Raw genomic sequence first — 15,233 nt, forward strand, 5'->3', positions numbered from 1 at the left:
TCGCCAATCCGCGGACCGGTCACCCGTCGTAATCGGCCCCGAGATTCTGGTTGCGCGGCGGCGCGGCGGCGGTCAGGCGCAGGGCCTCGGCCGATGCCGACAGCGAACCGACCGCGTCGACCTCGTCCTCGTCGTCGATCTGGACGCGCTGCAGGCTGTTCACCACCGCCTCTTCGAGGTTGTCGGGGCGGACCAGCTCGTCGGCGATCTCGCGCAGCGCAACGACCGGGTTCTTGTCGCGGTCGCGATCGAGCAGCAGTTCCGCACCGCCAGAGATCTGACGCGCGCGCTGGGCGGCGAACAGGACCAGATCGAAACGGTTGGGAATCTTGTCGACGCAATCCTCGACGGTAACGCGCGCCATGGACGCTTTCCTTCGCAAATACCGATGCAGTGAAGGCGGGGACCTAGGCAAAGGCGGCGGCGGAGTCAAGAAAATCGGCCCTGCGTACCCCGGCACCTTGTGCCGCCACGCCCCAGCGGCCACAGCATGGCCCGATGGACGCGCCCGCCCCCCAACCCACGTTCACGGTGGACGGCAACCGCCTGACCCTGCTGGATACCGGCCCGCGGCGGCTGGATGCGCTGCTCGAACTCATCGCACACGCGCGCGTCGACCTGCGCATCCTCTATTACATCTATGCCGACGACGAGACGGGGCGGCGGGTCAATGCGGCGCTGATCGCGGCGGCGGGGCGCGGCGTTGCCACCGCCTTGGTCGTCGACGGATTCGGCAGTGAGACCGACGAGGCCTTCTACGCGCCGTTGCGCGACGCGGGCGTCTCGGTCTGCCGGTTCGCGCCGCGGCTCGGCCGCCGCTACCTGCTGCGCAACCATCAGAAGCTGGCGCTGGCGGATGCCGATACCGAACGGCAGCGGATCATCATCGGCGGCTTCAACGTCGAGGACGATTATTTCGGTACCCCCGCGCAGGAGGCGTGGCGCGATCTCGGCCTGCTGGTCGAGGGGCCGGCGGCCGGACGGCTCGCGGGCTATTTCGACGCGCTGCACGACTGGCTGAAGAGCCCCAAGGGCAAGGTCCGCCCGCTCAACCGCGCGCTGTCGCAATGGAGCGAGACCAAGGGGCTGACGCGCTGGCTGATCGGCGGCCCGACGCGGCGGCTGTCGCCTTGGGCGCGGGCGGTGCGCGACGACCTGCGCCGCGGCAAGCGTATCGACATCATCGCCGCCTATTTCACGCCGTCGCCGACGATCCTGCGCCGGCTCGACAAGGCGGGGCGGCGCAAGGCGAAGGTGCGCGTCGTCACCGCGTCCAAGTCCGACAACAATGCGACGATCGCCGCCGCGCGCTTCACCTATGCCGGGTTGCTGCGCAAGGGCGTGCAGCTGTTCGAATATCAGCCGACCAAGCTGCACACCAAATTGTACGTGATCGACGACGCCGTGCATGTCGGATCGGCGAATTTCGACATGCGCAGCCTGTTCATCAACCTGGAGCTGATGCTGCGGATCGAGGATCGCGCCTTCGCCGACCATGTCCGCGGCTATATCGAGGGAGAGATCGCGCGGTCGCAGCCGATCACCAAGGCGTGGTACAAGGCGCATACCGGCGTGGTGCAGCGCGTGCGGCAGTTCTTCGCCTATCTGATGATCGCGGTGGTTGATCCCGGCGTGTCGCGCGGGCTCAATTTCGGGATCGACGAATGAAGGGAGCGGCCTGGGGCCGATCGACATTCAGAAGATGACGTGCCGAAAACGGTGGTTTTGCGTGACCCGGAGCGCAGCCTACTATCGGTACGTGAGTACCGGAAGCGCGCAAAACCGCCGTTTGCAGGTCGTCAGGGCTGAATGGCGATCGGCCTAGCGGCCCAGCGCGTCGACGTGAACGCGTGCCGCTTCCGGGATCAGCGCTTCGAGCACGGTCCAGTAACCGGCGACCGCATCCTGCCCGGCATGCGAATAGGCCTGCGCCATCTTTTCCCGCTGTTCTTCGTACAGCGCCTTTTCCAGAGCACTGCCGGTTTCGCTCAGCCGAAGCAGACGATGCCGGCGATCGAGGTCGCCATGACGCATCTGGACAAGATTGCGGTCGACCAGATCCTTCATCACCCGGCCCAGCGATTGCTTGGTAACACCAAGTAACGTCAGCAATTCCCCGACGGTGATATCGGGCTTGCGACTGATGAAGTACATCGCGCGATGATGCGCGCGACCCAATCCCATCTCCGCCAACTTCTCGTCGGCGCTGCGGACGAAACGGGACTGGGCGAAGATCATCAGCTCCATGCCCCGCCGGATCGCGGAATCATGCAGGAACAGGGCCGAGGATAGCTTTTGTCCGTCCATAACGGACCCGCTACCTTAACGCCCGTTAAATGAAAAGCGCTGTTTGCTTGGACGGTGATCGATAATGTCGCAGAACGAAACGGCTGCGATCAATCCTTCCACGCCCAGTACAATTGGGCGGGCGGCACGTTCCACCATTCCATGTCGTGATCGATCGTGTCGAAATGGGGGGTGAGGAAGTGTTTCACCTTGGGCGAGAATTGATAGACGAGGAACGCGCCGCCGACGCGGATCACGCGGTGCGTCGCCGCGGCGATCGCCGGGCCGACGCCATCGGGCAGGGTCGAGAAGGGCAGGCCGGACAGGACGTAGTCGGCATGGTCGTGACCGTGTTCGCGCACGATCCGCTCGACGTCCGCCGCCGACCCTTCGACCGCGACGAAGCGGGAATCGGTGATCGTGTGATCGAGGTAGCGAATGAAATCGGCATTGGTGTCGATCGCGATCAGCATCGCATCGGGCGCCATCCGTTCGAGGATCGGGCGACAGAAGGTGCCGACGCCGGGGCCGTATTCGACGAACAGCTTGCACGCGCCCCAATCGACCGGGGCAAGCATCTTGCGGATCAGCTTGTCCGACGACGGGATGATCGAACCGACCATCACCGGATGCTTCAGGAAGCCCTGGAAGAACATCGCGACCGGACTTGGCACGCCGGCAGGACGGGTATTGCGCCGGGCGGCGGTGGTCGGACTGGGCATCGGAATCCTGTCGTTGTCGCGTGATCGTCCCGCGTGGACACGCGGGTGACACACCCGTGCCACGTTTCCCGAACGCGTTTCAAGACGTGCGGTTGCGTAAAGCGCCGCGGTTCGCCGCACGCCGGCCGCGCTTGCCCTGTCGGCAAGGCGCCCTAGGAGGGGGAAAAGGGAGAGGAATCGGCATGGAGCAGCGGCAGGTCGGCGAAGTGGCGGTGATCTTCGCCTCGCAGCGCAACGGGGCGGACCGGGCGGGCTATGACGCCGCGGCGGTCGCGATGGACGCGCTCGCCGCCCGCCAGCCGGGCTATCGCGGGGTCGAGAGCGTGCGCGACGCGGACGGCGCCGGCATCACGATCAGCTATTGGGCGGACGAGGCGGCGGCGGTCGCATGGCGCGACCATCCCGATCATGCCGCGATCCGCGATGCCGGCCGGGCGCGCTGGTACGATTCCTACCGCGTCACCGTCTGCACCGTCAGCCGCCGCTACGACTGGATCCGGCCATGATCGCGACCCGGGCGGCGACGGACCGTCGCTTCGCGTTGATGTTCCTCGTCATGCTGACGATCGCGGCGGGCAATACCGCGCTGCAATCGATCCTGCCGGCGCTCGGCCGCTCGCTCGGCGTCGCCGACCGCGCGGTGGCGGCGGCGTTTTCGGTGTCGGCATTGTTGTGGGTGCTCGCCGCGCCGTACTGGGCGAACCGGTCGGACACGCGCGGGCGCCGATCGATGATCCTGCTCGGCATGGGCGGGTTCGCGGTGTCGCTGAGCCTGTGCGGCGTGTTCCTCGCGGCGGGGATCAACGGCTGGATCGGCGGCACCGCCGCATTCGGCCTCTTCATCGCCGGGCGGCTGATCTACGGCACCTTCGGCTCCGCCGCGCCGCCCGCGGTGCAGGCGCTGGTCGCCGGCGAGACCAGCCGCGAGGAGCGGACGCGGGCGCTGACCCTGCTGGCGAGCGCGTTCGGGCTGGGGACGATCCTGGGACCGGCGGTGGCGCCCTATCTGCTGCTCGGCAGCATCGGCGGGGTCGAGATCGGGCTTGCCGGGCCGGCGTTCGTCTTCGCGGTGTTCGGCGTCGGCGTGTGGATCACGGTGCGCACGATGCTGCCCGACGACCGGCTGTCGCCGCATCACGAACATGGCGCATCCTCCGCCTATCCCTCGATCGGCGGCGCCCCGACCGGCGCGAGCGTCACCGCCGCGACGCAGCCGCACGTCGAACATGTCGGCTATTTCGATCCGAGGGTGCGCGGCTGGATGATCGCCGGGCTGGTGATGGGGCATGCGCAGGCGATGACCAGTCAGGCGATCGGGTTTCTGGTCATCGACCGGCTCGGGATCGCCCCGGCGCTGGCGCTGGAGCCGACCGGCATCGTGCTGATGATGGGCGCGGGCGCCGCTTTGCTGGTGCAATGGGGGGTGATCCCGCTGCTCGGCCTCAGCCCGCGGCGGCTGGTGCTGATCGGGCTGGTGCTGGCGGCGGCGGGCGTGGCGCTGACCGGGCTGGCAACCTCGCTCTATGGAATCGCGACCGCCTATGCTTTGGCCAATCTCGGCTTCGGCTTCACCCGGCCGGGCTTCACCGCAGGGTCAAGCCTCGCGGTCGGCGCGGCGGCGCAGGGTTCGGTCGCGGGCAAGGTGACGAGCGTCAATGGCGCCAGCTTCGTGCTGGGGCCGTCGATCGGGGTCGGCCTGTACGAGATCTCGCGGCCGCTGCCCTATCTGACCGCGGCGGCGGCGCTGGTGGTATTGTTCGCTTATGCCTGGGCCGCGTTGCGCGAGCGCTAGTCGGCGCGGCGCAAGGTGATGCGGGTCAGTTCCGACGGCCGGCCGAGGCGCAGGGCGAAGCCGGGCCAGAGCGCGGTGCCGTTGTTGACGTAGAGCGTCATGTCGCCGACCGCATAGCGCCGCGACACGAACCCTCCATTGGGGCCGGCGAACAACCGGTCGAAACCGGCGATCATCCCGCCATGCGTGTGCCCCGACAATTGCAGCGCGACCCCGCGCGCGGCGGCGTTGCGGGCGTTCCTGGGCTGGTGATCGAGCAAGACGATCGGCGTATCCGCAGGCGCGCCGGCCAGCGCCGCGGCCAGATCGGGGCCGGGTCGTCCCGTCGCCGGGGCGGAGGCATCGGTGACGCCGGCGAGCACCAGCCGTCCGCCGTTGCGGCTTAGCACCGCATGACGGTTGGCGAGGATGGTCATCCCCATGCCGGCGAAATGGCGCATATAGGCTTCGTAGCCGAAGAAATATTCGTGATTGCCGGGGATCGCATAGACACCGTCGCGGGCGCGCAGGTCGCGGAGCGGTTCGACATCGGCGCGGCGGGCGTCGAGCGTGCCGTCGATGAAGTCGCCGGTGACGACGATCAGGTCGGCGTCGAGCGCATTGGTGCGATCCACCACCGCCCGGCTCCAGCGCACCGGGAACAGCCGGCTGATATGCATGTCGGTGAGCTGCACCATGCGATAGCCGTCGAACTGCGGCGGCAGGCCGGGAATCGCGACCTCGACGTCCTCGAGCGGCGGCACGCGGATCGCGTTGGCGACGCCGAGGCCGGCGAGCAACGCGGCGACGCCGGCCATGGCATAGCGCAGGCCGTCCGGCACGACCGGCCAATGGCCCAGCACGGGCCTGGCGAGCAGCAGGATCGCGTCGGTGACCAGCACCAGCATCGCGAGTAGCAGGATCGCGCCGAACGCCCAGTTGAACAGGATGACGAACGGCCGCGGGAATTCGGGCGAGAACACCGATCCGGACGAGAGCCGGTTCCACAGATGATATTGCGACGCCGCGATCAGCAACAGCGCGACGACCGCCTTGATCCCCAACGGCAGCGCCAGCGGCCAGACGAAGCGTGCGAGCACGAGCAGCGCGGGCAGGCTGAAGATCAGGTGAAAGATCGTGTGTCTCCGAATGCGGACGCGCCGCTCGCTCCCCCTCCCGGCGGGCGAAGGAGCAAGCGCCGCCACGGAAGGGGGAGGGCGACACCCCTGTCCAGCGTTATACGTCCGCCTTGCTGCCGCGGCTCTGCAATTGCCCGGGCGAGATGAAGCCCAGCGGCTGGATCGCCGCCGCGTCCTGCTTCAACCGCGCCGCGATCTGCTCGTAATCCTTTTCCATCTCCGGCGTGACGCTGGCGCGCGATTCGGTCAGCGCCTCGGTGAAGTCGGCCATCGTCACCTCGGTCGATTGCAGCGAGCGGCGCAGCGCGGTCAGGCCGGCGCGGCGGACGACATCCTCCAGATCGGCACCGGTGAAGCGGTCGGTCGCCCCGGCCACCTCGTCCAGATCGACGTCGCCCGCCAGCGGCATCTTCTGCGTCTGGATCGCGAGGATGCGGCGCCGCCCCTCCGTATTGGGGACGCCGACATAGACCAATTCGTCGAACCGGCCGGGTCGCAGCAATGCCGGATCGATCAGGTTCGGGCGGTTGGTCGCGCCGATCACGACGACCGACTGCAATTCCTCCAGCCCGTCCATCTCGGCGAGGATCGTGTTGACCACCCGCTCGGTCACCTGCGGCTCGCCCGCGCCGGAGCCGCGCGCCGGCACGAGGCTGTCGAGTTCGTCGATGAAGATCACGCAGGGTGCGACCTGTCGCGCGCGCTGGAACAGGCGGGTGATCTGCTGTTCGCTTTCGCCATACCATTTGCTCAGCAGGTCGGACGATTTGGTTGCGATGAAATTCGCCTCCGCCTCGCGCGCGACCGCCTTGGCCAGCAGCGTCTTGCCAGTGCCGGGCGGACCGTAGAGCAGGAAGCCCTTGGCCGGACGAATACCCAGACGACGGAACGCGTCGGGGTCCTTGAGCGGCAGTTCGACGCCTTCCTTCAGCCGGTTCTGCGCCGCGTCGAGCCCGCCGACGTCCTCCCAACGCACCCGCGGCGCCTCGACCATCACCTCGCGCATCGCGCTCGGCTGGACGCGCTTCAGCGCCTCGAGGAAATCCTCGCGCGTCACCGACAGCTCGTCGAGCACCTCGGGCGGCACGGTGCGCTCCTCGAGGTTGAGGCGCGGCATGATCCGCCGCACCGCCTCGATCGCCGCCTCGCGGGTCAGCGCGGCGAGGTCGGCACCGACGAAGCCGTAGGTGGTGCGGGCCAGCTCGGCGAGATCGACCTTGTCGCCCAGCGGCATGCCACGGGTGTGGATGCCGAGGATCTCGCGGCGGCCGCGCTCGTCCGGCACGCCGACGACGATCTCGCGGTCGAAGCGGCCGGGCCGGCGCAGCGCCTCGTCGATCGCCTCGGGCCGGTTGGTCGCGGCGATGACGACGAGGTTGGCGCGCGATTCGAGCCCGTCCATCAGCGTCAGCAGCTGTGCGACGACGCGCTTCTCCGCCTCGCCCTGCACGTTGCCGCGCTTGGGGGCGATCGAATCGATCTCGTCGATGAACACGATCGAGGGCGCGGACTTGGCCGCCTCCTCGAAGATCTCGCGCAGCCGACCTTCCGATTCGCCATAGGCCGAGCCCATGATCTCCGGCCCGTTGATGAGGAAGAACGACGCGTCGGATTCGTTGGCGACTGCGCGGGCGAGGCGCGTCTTGCCGGTGCCGGGAGGGCCATAGAGCAGCAGCCCCTTGGGCGGATCGACGCCGAGCCGCTGAAACAGCTCCGGGTAGCGCAGCGGCAGCTCGACCATCTCGCGCAACTGGTCGATCGTCTGGCCCATACCGCCGATATCGTCATAGGTGACGTCGGCACGCCGCTGCGTCGGCTCCTCATATTCGGGGCGCAGCTCGATCTCGGTATTCTCGTCGATATGAACGACGCCCTTGGGGCTCGCCGAAACGACCGCCAGCCGGATCTCCTGCAACGCATAGGCGGGCGCGTTCATGAACTGCTGGATGCCCGGCGGCATGTTGCCGACGCGCTGGTGGCCGGCGGTCGCGACGACGTCGCCCTGGCAGAGCGGCCGACCGAAGAAGGTGCGCTTCAATGCCTGCGGCTGGCCCTGCAGGCGCAGATTGGCCTGCGCCGGCGCGAAGACGACGCGCGTCGCGGGTTTGGATTCGACCGCGCGCACCTCGACGAAGTCACCCGCGCCGACGCCGGCATTGGCGCGTTGCAGGCCGTCGATGCGCAGGATCTCGATTCCCTCGTCCTCGGGATAGGGGCCGACCGCGCGCGCCGGGGTGGATTGCTTGCCGACGATCTCGATCACGTCGCCCTCGCCCACCCCCAGCGCGGCCATCAGGCTGCGCGGCAGGTGCGCGAGGCCGCGGCCGGAATCCTCCGGTCGGCTGTTCGCCACCTGGATCTTGCGGGTGGGGGTATCGCTGTCGGCCATCAAATACGTTCCTCGAAACTCGTTCGAAGCGCGCGAGATAGGAAGCCGGTTCCGGCTGTGCGAGGGTAGCCCCCGCTCGGGGCAGGACAAAAAAAGGGCCGGCGCATGAAGCGCCAGCCCGTGAAAGTTTTAGGAGAGGATGCCTGAAAGGCACGGGCTTTTTGTCGCCGGCAGCTTTATGTTGCAAGTGCGAAAAGATCCGGTACGATTGCAGAAGTTGCATTCGTTGACCCGCAGGACGGGCAAGGAGGAGAGTGATGCGCAGGCTGCCGCCGCTGGGCGCGATCGAAGCCTTCGTCCAGGTCGCGCGGCTGGGGTCGGTCAAGGCGGCCGCGACCGAGCTCGCGCTGTCCGCCCCCGCGCTCAGCCGCCGCGTCCAGTCGCTCGAACGGTTCATCGACCGCCCGCTGTTCGAACGCCGTCACCAGGCGATGGTGCTCAACGCCGACGGCGAACGCCTGCTAGGCCAGATCGCGCCGGTGCTCGACAGCCTGTCGGACGCGGTCGAGGGGATGACGGGGACGGTCGAGGTGCTGCGGCTGCGGCTCGGTATTCTCCCGCTGTTCGCCTCGCAAAGGCTGTTTCCGCGCCTGGGCGAATTGCGCGCGGCGCATCCCGAACTCCATCTCGACATCGACACCGCCGGCCATGGCGTCGCGCGGCTGGGTGAGGGGCTGGACGCGGTGATCGCGCTGTCGCGCGAGATCGAGCCGACGCTCTACGCCAAGCGGCTCGACCGCAATTCGGTCTATGTGATCGGCACCAGAACGCTGCTGGAGGGGCCGGACCCGGTGACGCGGCCCGAACAGCTGTCCGGCCTCACCGCGCTGATCCATCGCGAAATGCCCGACACCTTCACCGCATGGCGCGAATCGGCGGGCGTGCACGACGTCGAGCCGCTGGCGATCGACTTCTTCGATTCGGGGGCGCTGATGCTGGAGGCGGCGGCGCAGGGCCTCGGCGTCGCCTTCATGCACGAAAGCCATTTCCAGGACGCGCGCGACCCGCGGCTGGTGCGCCTGTTCGATATCGTGGTGGAGAGCCCGTACAGCTACTGGTTCGTCTGCCGCCCCCGCGCGCTGCAACAGCGGCCGGTGCGGATGTTCCACGACTGGCTGATCCGGACGCTGGGCGAGGTTTAGGGTTCAGGATCGCCCGACAACCGTCATCCCCCCGCAAGCGGGGATCCAGCAACGCACATGATGCGACTCGATCACGACCAGAGCGTCTGGATCCCCGCCTGCGCGGGGATGACGAAGGGGATTACTCCGCCTTCGCCTTGACGATCTTGCCCGGTGCGCGGGGCGGCTCGCCCTTGGGCAGCGCGTCGATCAGTTCCATGCCGGACGTCACTTCGCCCCACACGGTGTACTGGTTGTCGAGGAAGCGCGCGTCGTCGAACACGACGAAGAACTGGCTGTTCGCCGAATTCGGATCGCTGGTGCGCGCCATCGAACAGATGCCGCGGACGTGCGGCTCCTTGCTGAATTCCTGCTTGAGGTTGGGCTTGCTCGACCCGCCGGTGCCGTCGCCGCGACCGCCGTCGCCGCCCTGCGCCATGAAGCCGGGGATGACGCGGTGGAATGGGACGCCGTCGTAGAAGCCCTCGTTGGCGAGCTCGGCGATGCGCGCGACATGGTTGGGGGCGAGATCGGAGCGCAGCTTGATCGTGACGTCGCCGTCGTCGAGGCTGAGCGTCAGGGTGTTGAAGGTATCGGCCATGATCTATCCTTTATGGTTGATGGCGCAATTAGTGTCGCAAGTGCCGAAGGGCAAATTTCCGCGGGTGGCCATTCGTTCCGTCGCGGGCTAGACGCCCCCCACGCACGCCAGACCGGGAAGGAGCAGCGATGAGCGACACCGAGCTTCCCGACGCCCCCGTCGTCGAACAGGACGAACTCGACGAGGACGACCGGCTGCGTCCCGAATTCGTTCGCGCCGTGCTCGACGCGGTCGCCGACGGCGACGACGAGGCCGCGCGCGCGCTGGTCGAGCCGCTGCACCCGGCCGACATCGCCGACCTGTTCGAACTGACCCCGCACGAGGATCGCGGCAGCCTCGCCAAGGCGCTGACCGACCTGCTCGACGGCGACGTCTTCGCCGAGATGAACGATTACGTCCGCGAGGACCTGATCGATGCGCTGACCCCGACGCAGGTCGCCGACCTCGCGTCCGAACTCGATACCGACGACGCCGTCGCGATCATCGAGGACATGGAGGAAGCGGACCAGCGCGCGGTGCTGCGCGCATTGGACCCCGACGATCGCGCCGCGATCGAGGAGGCTTTGTCCTATCCCGAGGAATCCGCCGGCCGCCTGATGCAGCGCGAGCTGATCGCGGTGCCGGATCACTGGACGGTCGGCGACGCGATCGATTTCCTGCGCCATCACGAGGAGCTGACGACCGACTTCTGGGAGATCTTCGTCGTCGATGCCGGCCATCACCCGGTCGGCACCTGCCAGCTGTCGTGGATCCTGCGCACGCCGCGCAGCATCGCGATCGGCGACGTGATGAAGCGCGAACAGACGCTGATCCCGGTCGACATGGATCAGGAAGAGGTCGCGCTCCGCTTCCAGAAATATGCGCTCATCAGCGCCGCGGTGGTCGATTCGGCGAACCGGCTGGTCGGCATGATCACCGTCGACGACATCGTCCACATCATCCAGGAGGAAGCGGGCGAGGATACGCTGCTGCTGTCCGGCGCGGGCGACGGCGACATCAACGAACCGATCCGCTTCACGGTGCGGACGCGGCTGATCTGGCTGACGATCAACCTCGGCACGACGATGCTCTCGGCCTCGGTCGTCGGCCTGTTCCAGGGCGAGATCGCGCGGTTCGCCTTGCTCGCGGTGTTGATGCCGATCGTCTCGGCGATGGGCGGCAACGCCGGTACGCAGACGCTGGCCGTCATGGTCCGCGCGCTCGCCACCAACCAGCTGACCAGTTCGAACACGTGGCGGATGGTGGTGCGCGAATTCCGCATCGCGATCGCCAACGGCCTGTCGCTCGGCATGATCGGCGCGCTCGGCACCTATGTCATCTTCGGCAATGCCGACCTGTCGCTGGTGTTCGCGATGGCGATGGTCATCAACAGCCTGATCGCCGGGATCACCGGCGTGGTTGTGCCGGTGACGCTCGACCGGTTCAACATCGATCCCGCGGTTTCCTCCGCGGTGTTCGTGACGACGATGACCGACGTGATGGGCTTCTTCTCGTTCCTCGGTCTGGCGACCCTGTGGGGGCTGGGCGCCTAGGCGCCTTGCGGGCGGTGCGGGCATGACCCACATCGCCATGTCCATGCTGCACCTCACCAAAGTGGCCTTCGGCGCGACCAGCGTCGAGCATCTCGCCGAGCGTCTGACCCTGCGCGCCGCCGACGGCCCGGTGTTCCTGACCACGCGCTATCTGCCCAAGCGGCACGAGGAGGTGGCGGGGCAGGGCTCCCTGTTCTGGATCCTGAAGCACCAGCTCGTCGCCCGTTCGCCGATCCTCGGCTTCGGGGAGGCGGAGGGCGGCCGCGTCGCGATCCACATCGATCCCGTGCTGGTGCTGGTGCAGGCCCGCCCCAAGCGTGCGCATCAGGGCTGGCGCTATCTCGAGGCGGCGGATGCCCCGGCCGATCTGGGCGGCGAGGCGGACGGCCTTGCCGCGATGCCCCCGGCTCTGGTCGGCAAGCTGGCCGAACTCGCGCTGATCTGACCGGCGGTCAGGGCGCCGTGCCGCAGGTCACCGGCGCGCCGGCGCTGGCGGTGACGCGGCATTTCGGTCGCCCGGCGACGCTGATCGTCCCGAGGCCGGTGCTCGACAGCTGCGCAGTGTAGCGCGCGCGGGCGGCGATCGATCCCAGTCCGTCGAGATGCGCGGTGAGGTCGCCCGCATCCAGCGCGCCGGCATCGATCGCGCCCGATCCGTTGGCGAGCAGCCGCGCCGTCGCGACGCGGCCGGCGACGGTGACCTTGCCCTCGCCGATCAGCTGGACGTTGAGCTGGTCGCCCTCCACCGCGCCCGCGGCGATCGCGCCGCTGCCGGTCGCCGCGAGATCGATCCGCGCGCCGGTCAGCCGCGACACCGCGACCCGCCCGCCGCCGACCACCGCGACGCCGGCCAGCCGCGGCGTGGTCAGCACGATCTTCACCGGCGCCGTCGCCATCGCCTGGCCCTGCTCGCTCCACCGACCCGCGGTATTGCGCCTTATGGTCAGCGTCGCGCCTTCGGCATGCAGGTCGATGTCGCCGATCACGCCGCGATCCGCGATCACCGTCGCGCCGGGCGATCCGCCGGTGGTGACGGTGACGTCGAACGCGCCGTTCACGCGCAGTTTCTCGAAACTCCCCAGATTGACGCGACGCTCGTCGGCGGACGCGGCGGCGGGGACCAGCAGGAGCAGGGCGGGAAGGAAGCGGAGCATGATGCGAGCGTCGCACCGGCACGACGCGGGGGCAAGTCGGGATCGTCCTGCGCTCGTCCGGTTCGCCATCCCGTCCCTCTCCCGGCGGGAGAGGCAGGTGCGCAAAGGCGGAACGTCGACGCTAGGCCGGATCGACGTTCAGATGATGACGTGCCGAAAACGGTGGTCTTGCGTGACCCGGAGCGCAGCGTACTTTCGGTACGTGAGCACCGGAAGCGCGCGAAACCGCCGTTTGCAGGCCGTCAGGGCTGAATGGCGATCCGGCCTAGCGCCCGCAGCGCACCGAGCCCGACCCCATCTTCTCGACCTTGCACGTCGCCGTCGCACCCAGATCGACGTCGCCCGATCCGAGCAGCTCGACCTTCGCCTCGCCGGACACCGCCGCGCGGACGTTGCCCGATCCGGCGACCGATACCTTCGCCCGTTCGACGCGCAGGCCGGCGGCGTCGAGGCTGCCCGAACCCGCGATGCCGACCTGCAGCTGCTTCACCGCACCCCCGGCGCGGACGTTGCCCGAACCGGCGATCGAAACCTCCGCCTCGTCGGTGGTCAGCGCGGCGATGTTGAGGTCGCCCGATCCGGCGATGTTCGCCTCGAAACTGCCGCCCTCGATACGGTCGACCGCCATCGTCCCCGATCCGGCGACGTTCGCCTCGGCCAAGCGGGGCAGGGTGACGTAGATCTTGACCTTCGATCCCCGGCCGAATCCGAACCCGAAGGTGTTGCGCTTGCGGCCGATCTCCAGCGTCTCGCCGTCCCTGGCGATGCGCAGCCGGTCCAGTTCGTCGCTCGGCCCCTCGGCGCGCACCGAAAAGCCGGTGCCGGCGCGGACGTCGACATCGTCGCTGCCACCCAGCGCGATCTTCGAAAAACCGTCGGCGGCATAGCTGCGGGTCGTGCCGCTGCCGGTCGGCGCGATGCCGGGTCCGTCGTCGCTGCCGATGGAACAGCCGGCCAGCGATCCCGCCGCCGCCAGCATCACGATCGCCCCGTAGCACATGTCCGATCCTCTTGTTGTGTGTTGTTGATATAATACACAACGAGAGGACAGGCAAGCGTGGTCGATCAGCCGCCGCAGCGCACCTTGCCGCTGCCGACCTTGCTGACCCGGCAGCGCGCCTGTGGCCCCAGATCGACGCTGCCGCTGCCGGCCATCGACACGCGCGCGTCGCCGGTCACGGCCGCGCGCACGCCGCCCGATCCGCCGACCGAAATGTCGGCGCGGGTGGCGCGCAGCGCCGGCGCGTCGAGCGTGCCCGATCCGCCGATGCTGGCCTTCAGCGCGCCGACCATGCCCGCGGCCCGGATCGCGCCCGATCCGCCGATGCTGAGCTCCGCAGCCTGCGCGTCGATCCGCGCGATTCGCAGGTCGCCCGATCCCCCGACCGACCCCGAAAAGCGCGGGCCGGCGGCGCGATCGGCGTCGATGCTGCCCGATCCGCCGATGCTCGCCGCGGCCAGCGTCGGCAGCGTGACATGGACGGTGATGCGCCGCTCCAGCGGATTGTTGCGCCCGTCGTAGCGGCGCCCGACCTCCAGCGTCCGCCCGTCGAGCGCGACGCGGAAGTTGGCGAAGGCCGCCGCCGGTCCGTCGGCGCGCACCGAAAAGCCCGGGCCGGCATGGATGATCACGCGGGCGGCGCCCGCCAGGCTGACCGTGTCGAACCCGCGTGCCGGATAGACCAGCGCCTCGCCCTGCCGCTGTCCCGGCAGCCCCGGCCCCCGGTCGCGCTCCGCAGCCATCGCACCGACGGCGGCAAGCGGGATCAGGGCGAATGCGAGCGACTTCATGGGGCCATCCTCTACTGTGGTAGCCGGATGATACGGCGCGTCGCCTACAGGGGTAAACGGCTTTTTCGACACGGTGGCGGATGGTATCGGTGCGTACGAAAAAGGCGGCCCCTCGCGGGACCGCCTCTGTCGCAACCTTTGGATGAGGCGCCGGACTTATGCCGGCACCTTCTCCTTGTTGTAGATCGCTGCCGCGGCGCGGAGGATGTCGAGGATCTTCTCCTGCGCCTTGGGCTCGTCGACCTCTTCCATCGCGGCGAGTTCGCGGGCGAGGCGGCTGCACGCCGCCTCGAAGATCTGGCGCTCCGAATAGCTCTGCTCGGGCTGGTCGTCGGCCCGGAACAGGTCGCGGACCACTTCGGCGATCGACGCGAGGTCGCCCGAATTGATCTTCGCCTCATATTCCTGCGCGCGGCGCGACCACATGGTCCGCTTGACCTTGGGCTTGCCCTTCAGCGTCTCCATCGCCTCGCGCATCGTCTTGTCCGACGACAGCTTGCGCATGCCGACCGACTCGGCCTTGTTGGTGGGGACGCGGAGCGTCATGCGCTCCTTTTCGAAGCGGAGCACGTACAGCTCGAGGCTGGTTCCGGCGATCTCCTGCTTCTGCAGCTCGATCACACGGCCCACGCCATGCTTCGGATAAACGACGTAATCACCGACATCGAAGGACAATGCCTTGGCAGCCATGAACGGGCCTTTCTGGGTCGCATCGCTCGTCGTGGAC

General features: G+C 68.3%; 16 protein-coding genes. 6 read left to right on the plus strand and 10 right to left on the minus strand.

Annotated features, from left to right (window positions below):
* Positions 1-19: 19 nt before the first annotated feature.
* Positions 20-364, minus strand: a complete 345-nt coding sequence (rpoZ, locus tag AC1RTO_RS14460) for a DNA-directed RNA polymerase subunit omega (RefSeq protein WP_254288973.1) — start codon at positions 362-364, stop codon at positions 20-22.
* Positions 365-498: 134 nt separating this feature from the next.
* On the opposite strand from rpoZ, the gene AC1RTO_RS14465 reads away from it, so the two are divergent.
* The gene (locus AC1RTO_RS14465) at positions 499-1,668 is read left to right on the plus strand and encodes a phospholipase D-like domain-containing protein (protein WP_493161497.1); all 1,170 of its coding nucleotides are present in this window, start codon (positions 499-501) and stop codon (positions 1,666-1,668) included.
* A gap of 153 nt (positions 1,669-1,821) precedes the next feature.
* On the opposite strand, the gene AC1RTO_RS14470 is transcribed toward AC1RTO_RS14465, so the two are convergent.
* Complete coding sequence (locus AC1RTO_RS14470) at positions 1,822-2,307, minus strand: MarR family winged helix-turn-helix transcriptional regulator (protein WP_293875864.1); 486 nt, start codon at positions 2,305-2,307, stop codon at positions 1,822-1,824.
* Between the two features lie 89 nt (positions 2,308-2,396).
* A complete protein-coding gene (locus AC1RTO_RS14475) occupies positions 2,397-3,008 on the minus strand; it encodes a class I SAM-dependent methyltransferase (RefSeq protein ID WP_493161498.1) in 612 nt (203 codons plus the stop codon).
* A gap of 182 nt (positions 3,009-3,190) precedes the next feature.
* Between AC1RTO_RS14475 and AC1RTO_RS14480 the strand changes: the two genes are divergently transcribed.
* Both AC1RTO_RS14480 and AC1RTO_RS14485 read left to right on the plus strand, forming a co-directional pair.
* A complete protein-coding gene (locus AC1RTO_RS14480; RefSeq protein WP_493161499.1) occupies positions 3,191-3,514 on the plus strand; it encodes an antibiotic biosynthesis monooxygenase family protein in 324 nt (107 codons plus the stop codon).
* Positions 3,511-4,800, plus strand: coding sequence for an MFS transporter (locus tag AC1RTO_RS14485; RefSeq protein ID WP_493161500.1), 1,290 nt, complete (start codon positions 3,511-3,513; stop codon positions 4,798-4,800). Before AC1RTO_RS14480 ends, AC1RTO_RS14485 begins: the two co-directional genes overlap by 4 nt.
* Here the strand turns inward: AC1RTO_RS14485 and AC1RTO_RS14490 are convergent.
* Complete coding sequence (locus tag AC1RTO_RS14490) at positions 4,797-5,879, minus strand: metallophosphoesterase (protein ID WP_493161501.1); 1,083 nt, start codon at positions 5,877-5,879, stop codon at positions 4,797-4,799. The two genes, AC1RTO_RS14485 and AC1RTO_RS14490, sit on opposite strands and share 4 nt — an antisense overlap.
* Before the next feature lie 136 nt (positions 5,880-6,015).
* The gene (locus tag AC1RTO_RS14495; RefSeq protein ID WP_493161502.1) at positions 6,016-8,307 is read right to left on the minus strand and encodes a CDC48 family AAA ATPase; all 2,292 of its coding nucleotides are present in this window, start codon (positions 8,305-8,307) and stop codon (positions 6,016-6,018) included.
* Positions 8,308-8,564: 257 nt separating this feature from the next.
* Between AC1RTO_RS14495 and AC1RTO_RS14500 the strand changes: the two genes are divergently transcribed.
* Positions 8,565-9,449 (plus strand): LysR substrate-binding domain-containing protein, encoded by an 885-nt coding sequence (locus AC1RTO_RS14500; RefSeq protein WP_493161503.1) that lies wholly within the window; start codon positions 8,565-8,567, stop codon positions 9,447-9,449.
* A 121-nt stretch (positions 9,450-9,570) separates the two neighbouring features.
* Here the strand turns inward: AC1RTO_RS14500 and AC1RTO_RS14505 are convergent, their stop codons facing one another.
* A complete protein-coding gene (locus AC1RTO_RS14505) occupies positions 9,571-10,029 on the minus strand; it encodes a peptidylprolyl isomerase (RefSeq protein ID WP_493161504.1) in 459 nt (152 codons plus the stop codon).
* Between the two features lie 128 nt (positions 10,030-10,157).
* On the opposite strand from AC1RTO_RS14505, the gene mgtE reads away from it, so the two are divergent.
* A complete protein-coding gene (gene mgtE, locus AC1RTO_RS14510) occupies positions 10,158-11,561 on the plus strand; it encodes a magnesium transporter (protein WP_493161505.1) in 1,404 nt (467 codons plus the stop codon).
* 43 nt (positions 11,562-11,604) lie between these two features.
* On the plus strand, positions 11,605-12,006 hold the full coding sequence (locus tag AC1RTO_RS14515) for a DUF1489 family protein (RefSeq protein ID WP_293876031.1): 402 nt from the start codon (positions 11,605-11,607) through the stop codon (positions 12,004-12,006).
* Positions 12,007-12,013: 7 nt separating this feature from the next.
* Here the strand turns inward: AC1RTO_RS14515 and AC1RTO_RS14520 are convergent, their stop codons facing one another.
* From AC1RTO_RS14520 to AC1RTO_RS14535, 4 genes are all read right to left on the minus strand, one after another.
* On the minus strand, positions 12,014-12,715 hold the full coding sequence (locus tag AC1RTO_RS14520) for a GIN domain-containing protein (RefSeq protein ID WP_493161506.1): 702 nt from the start codon (positions 12,713-12,715) through the stop codon (positions 12,014-12,016).
* A 265-nt stretch (positions 12,716-12,980) separates the two neighbouring features.
* Positions 12,981-13,715 carry a head GIN domain-containing protein gene (locus tag AC1RTO_RS14525; protein ID WP_493161507.1) on the minus strand — a complete coding sequence of 245 codons (735 nt, stop codon included), beginning with the start codon at positions 13,713-13,715 and terminating at the stop codon, positions 12,981-12,983.
* 65 nt (positions 13,716-13,780) lie between these two features.
* Complete coding sequence (locus tag AC1RTO_RS14530; RefSeq protein WP_493161508.1) at positions 13,781-14,506, minus strand: head GIN domain-containing protein; 726 nt, start codon at positions 14,504-14,506, stop codon at positions 13,781-13,783.
* Positions 14,507-14,662: 156 nt separating this feature from the next.
* On the minus strand, positions 14,663-15,196 hold the full coding sequence (locus AC1RTO_RS14535) for a CarD family transcriptional regulator (RefSeq protein ID WP_038664094.1): 534 nt from the start codon (positions 15,194-15,196) through the stop codon (positions 14,663-14,665).
* Positions 15,197-15,233: the final 37 nt, after the last annotated feature.

This window comes from Sphingomonas sp. GW821-FHT10F09, from assembly GCF_058809195.1.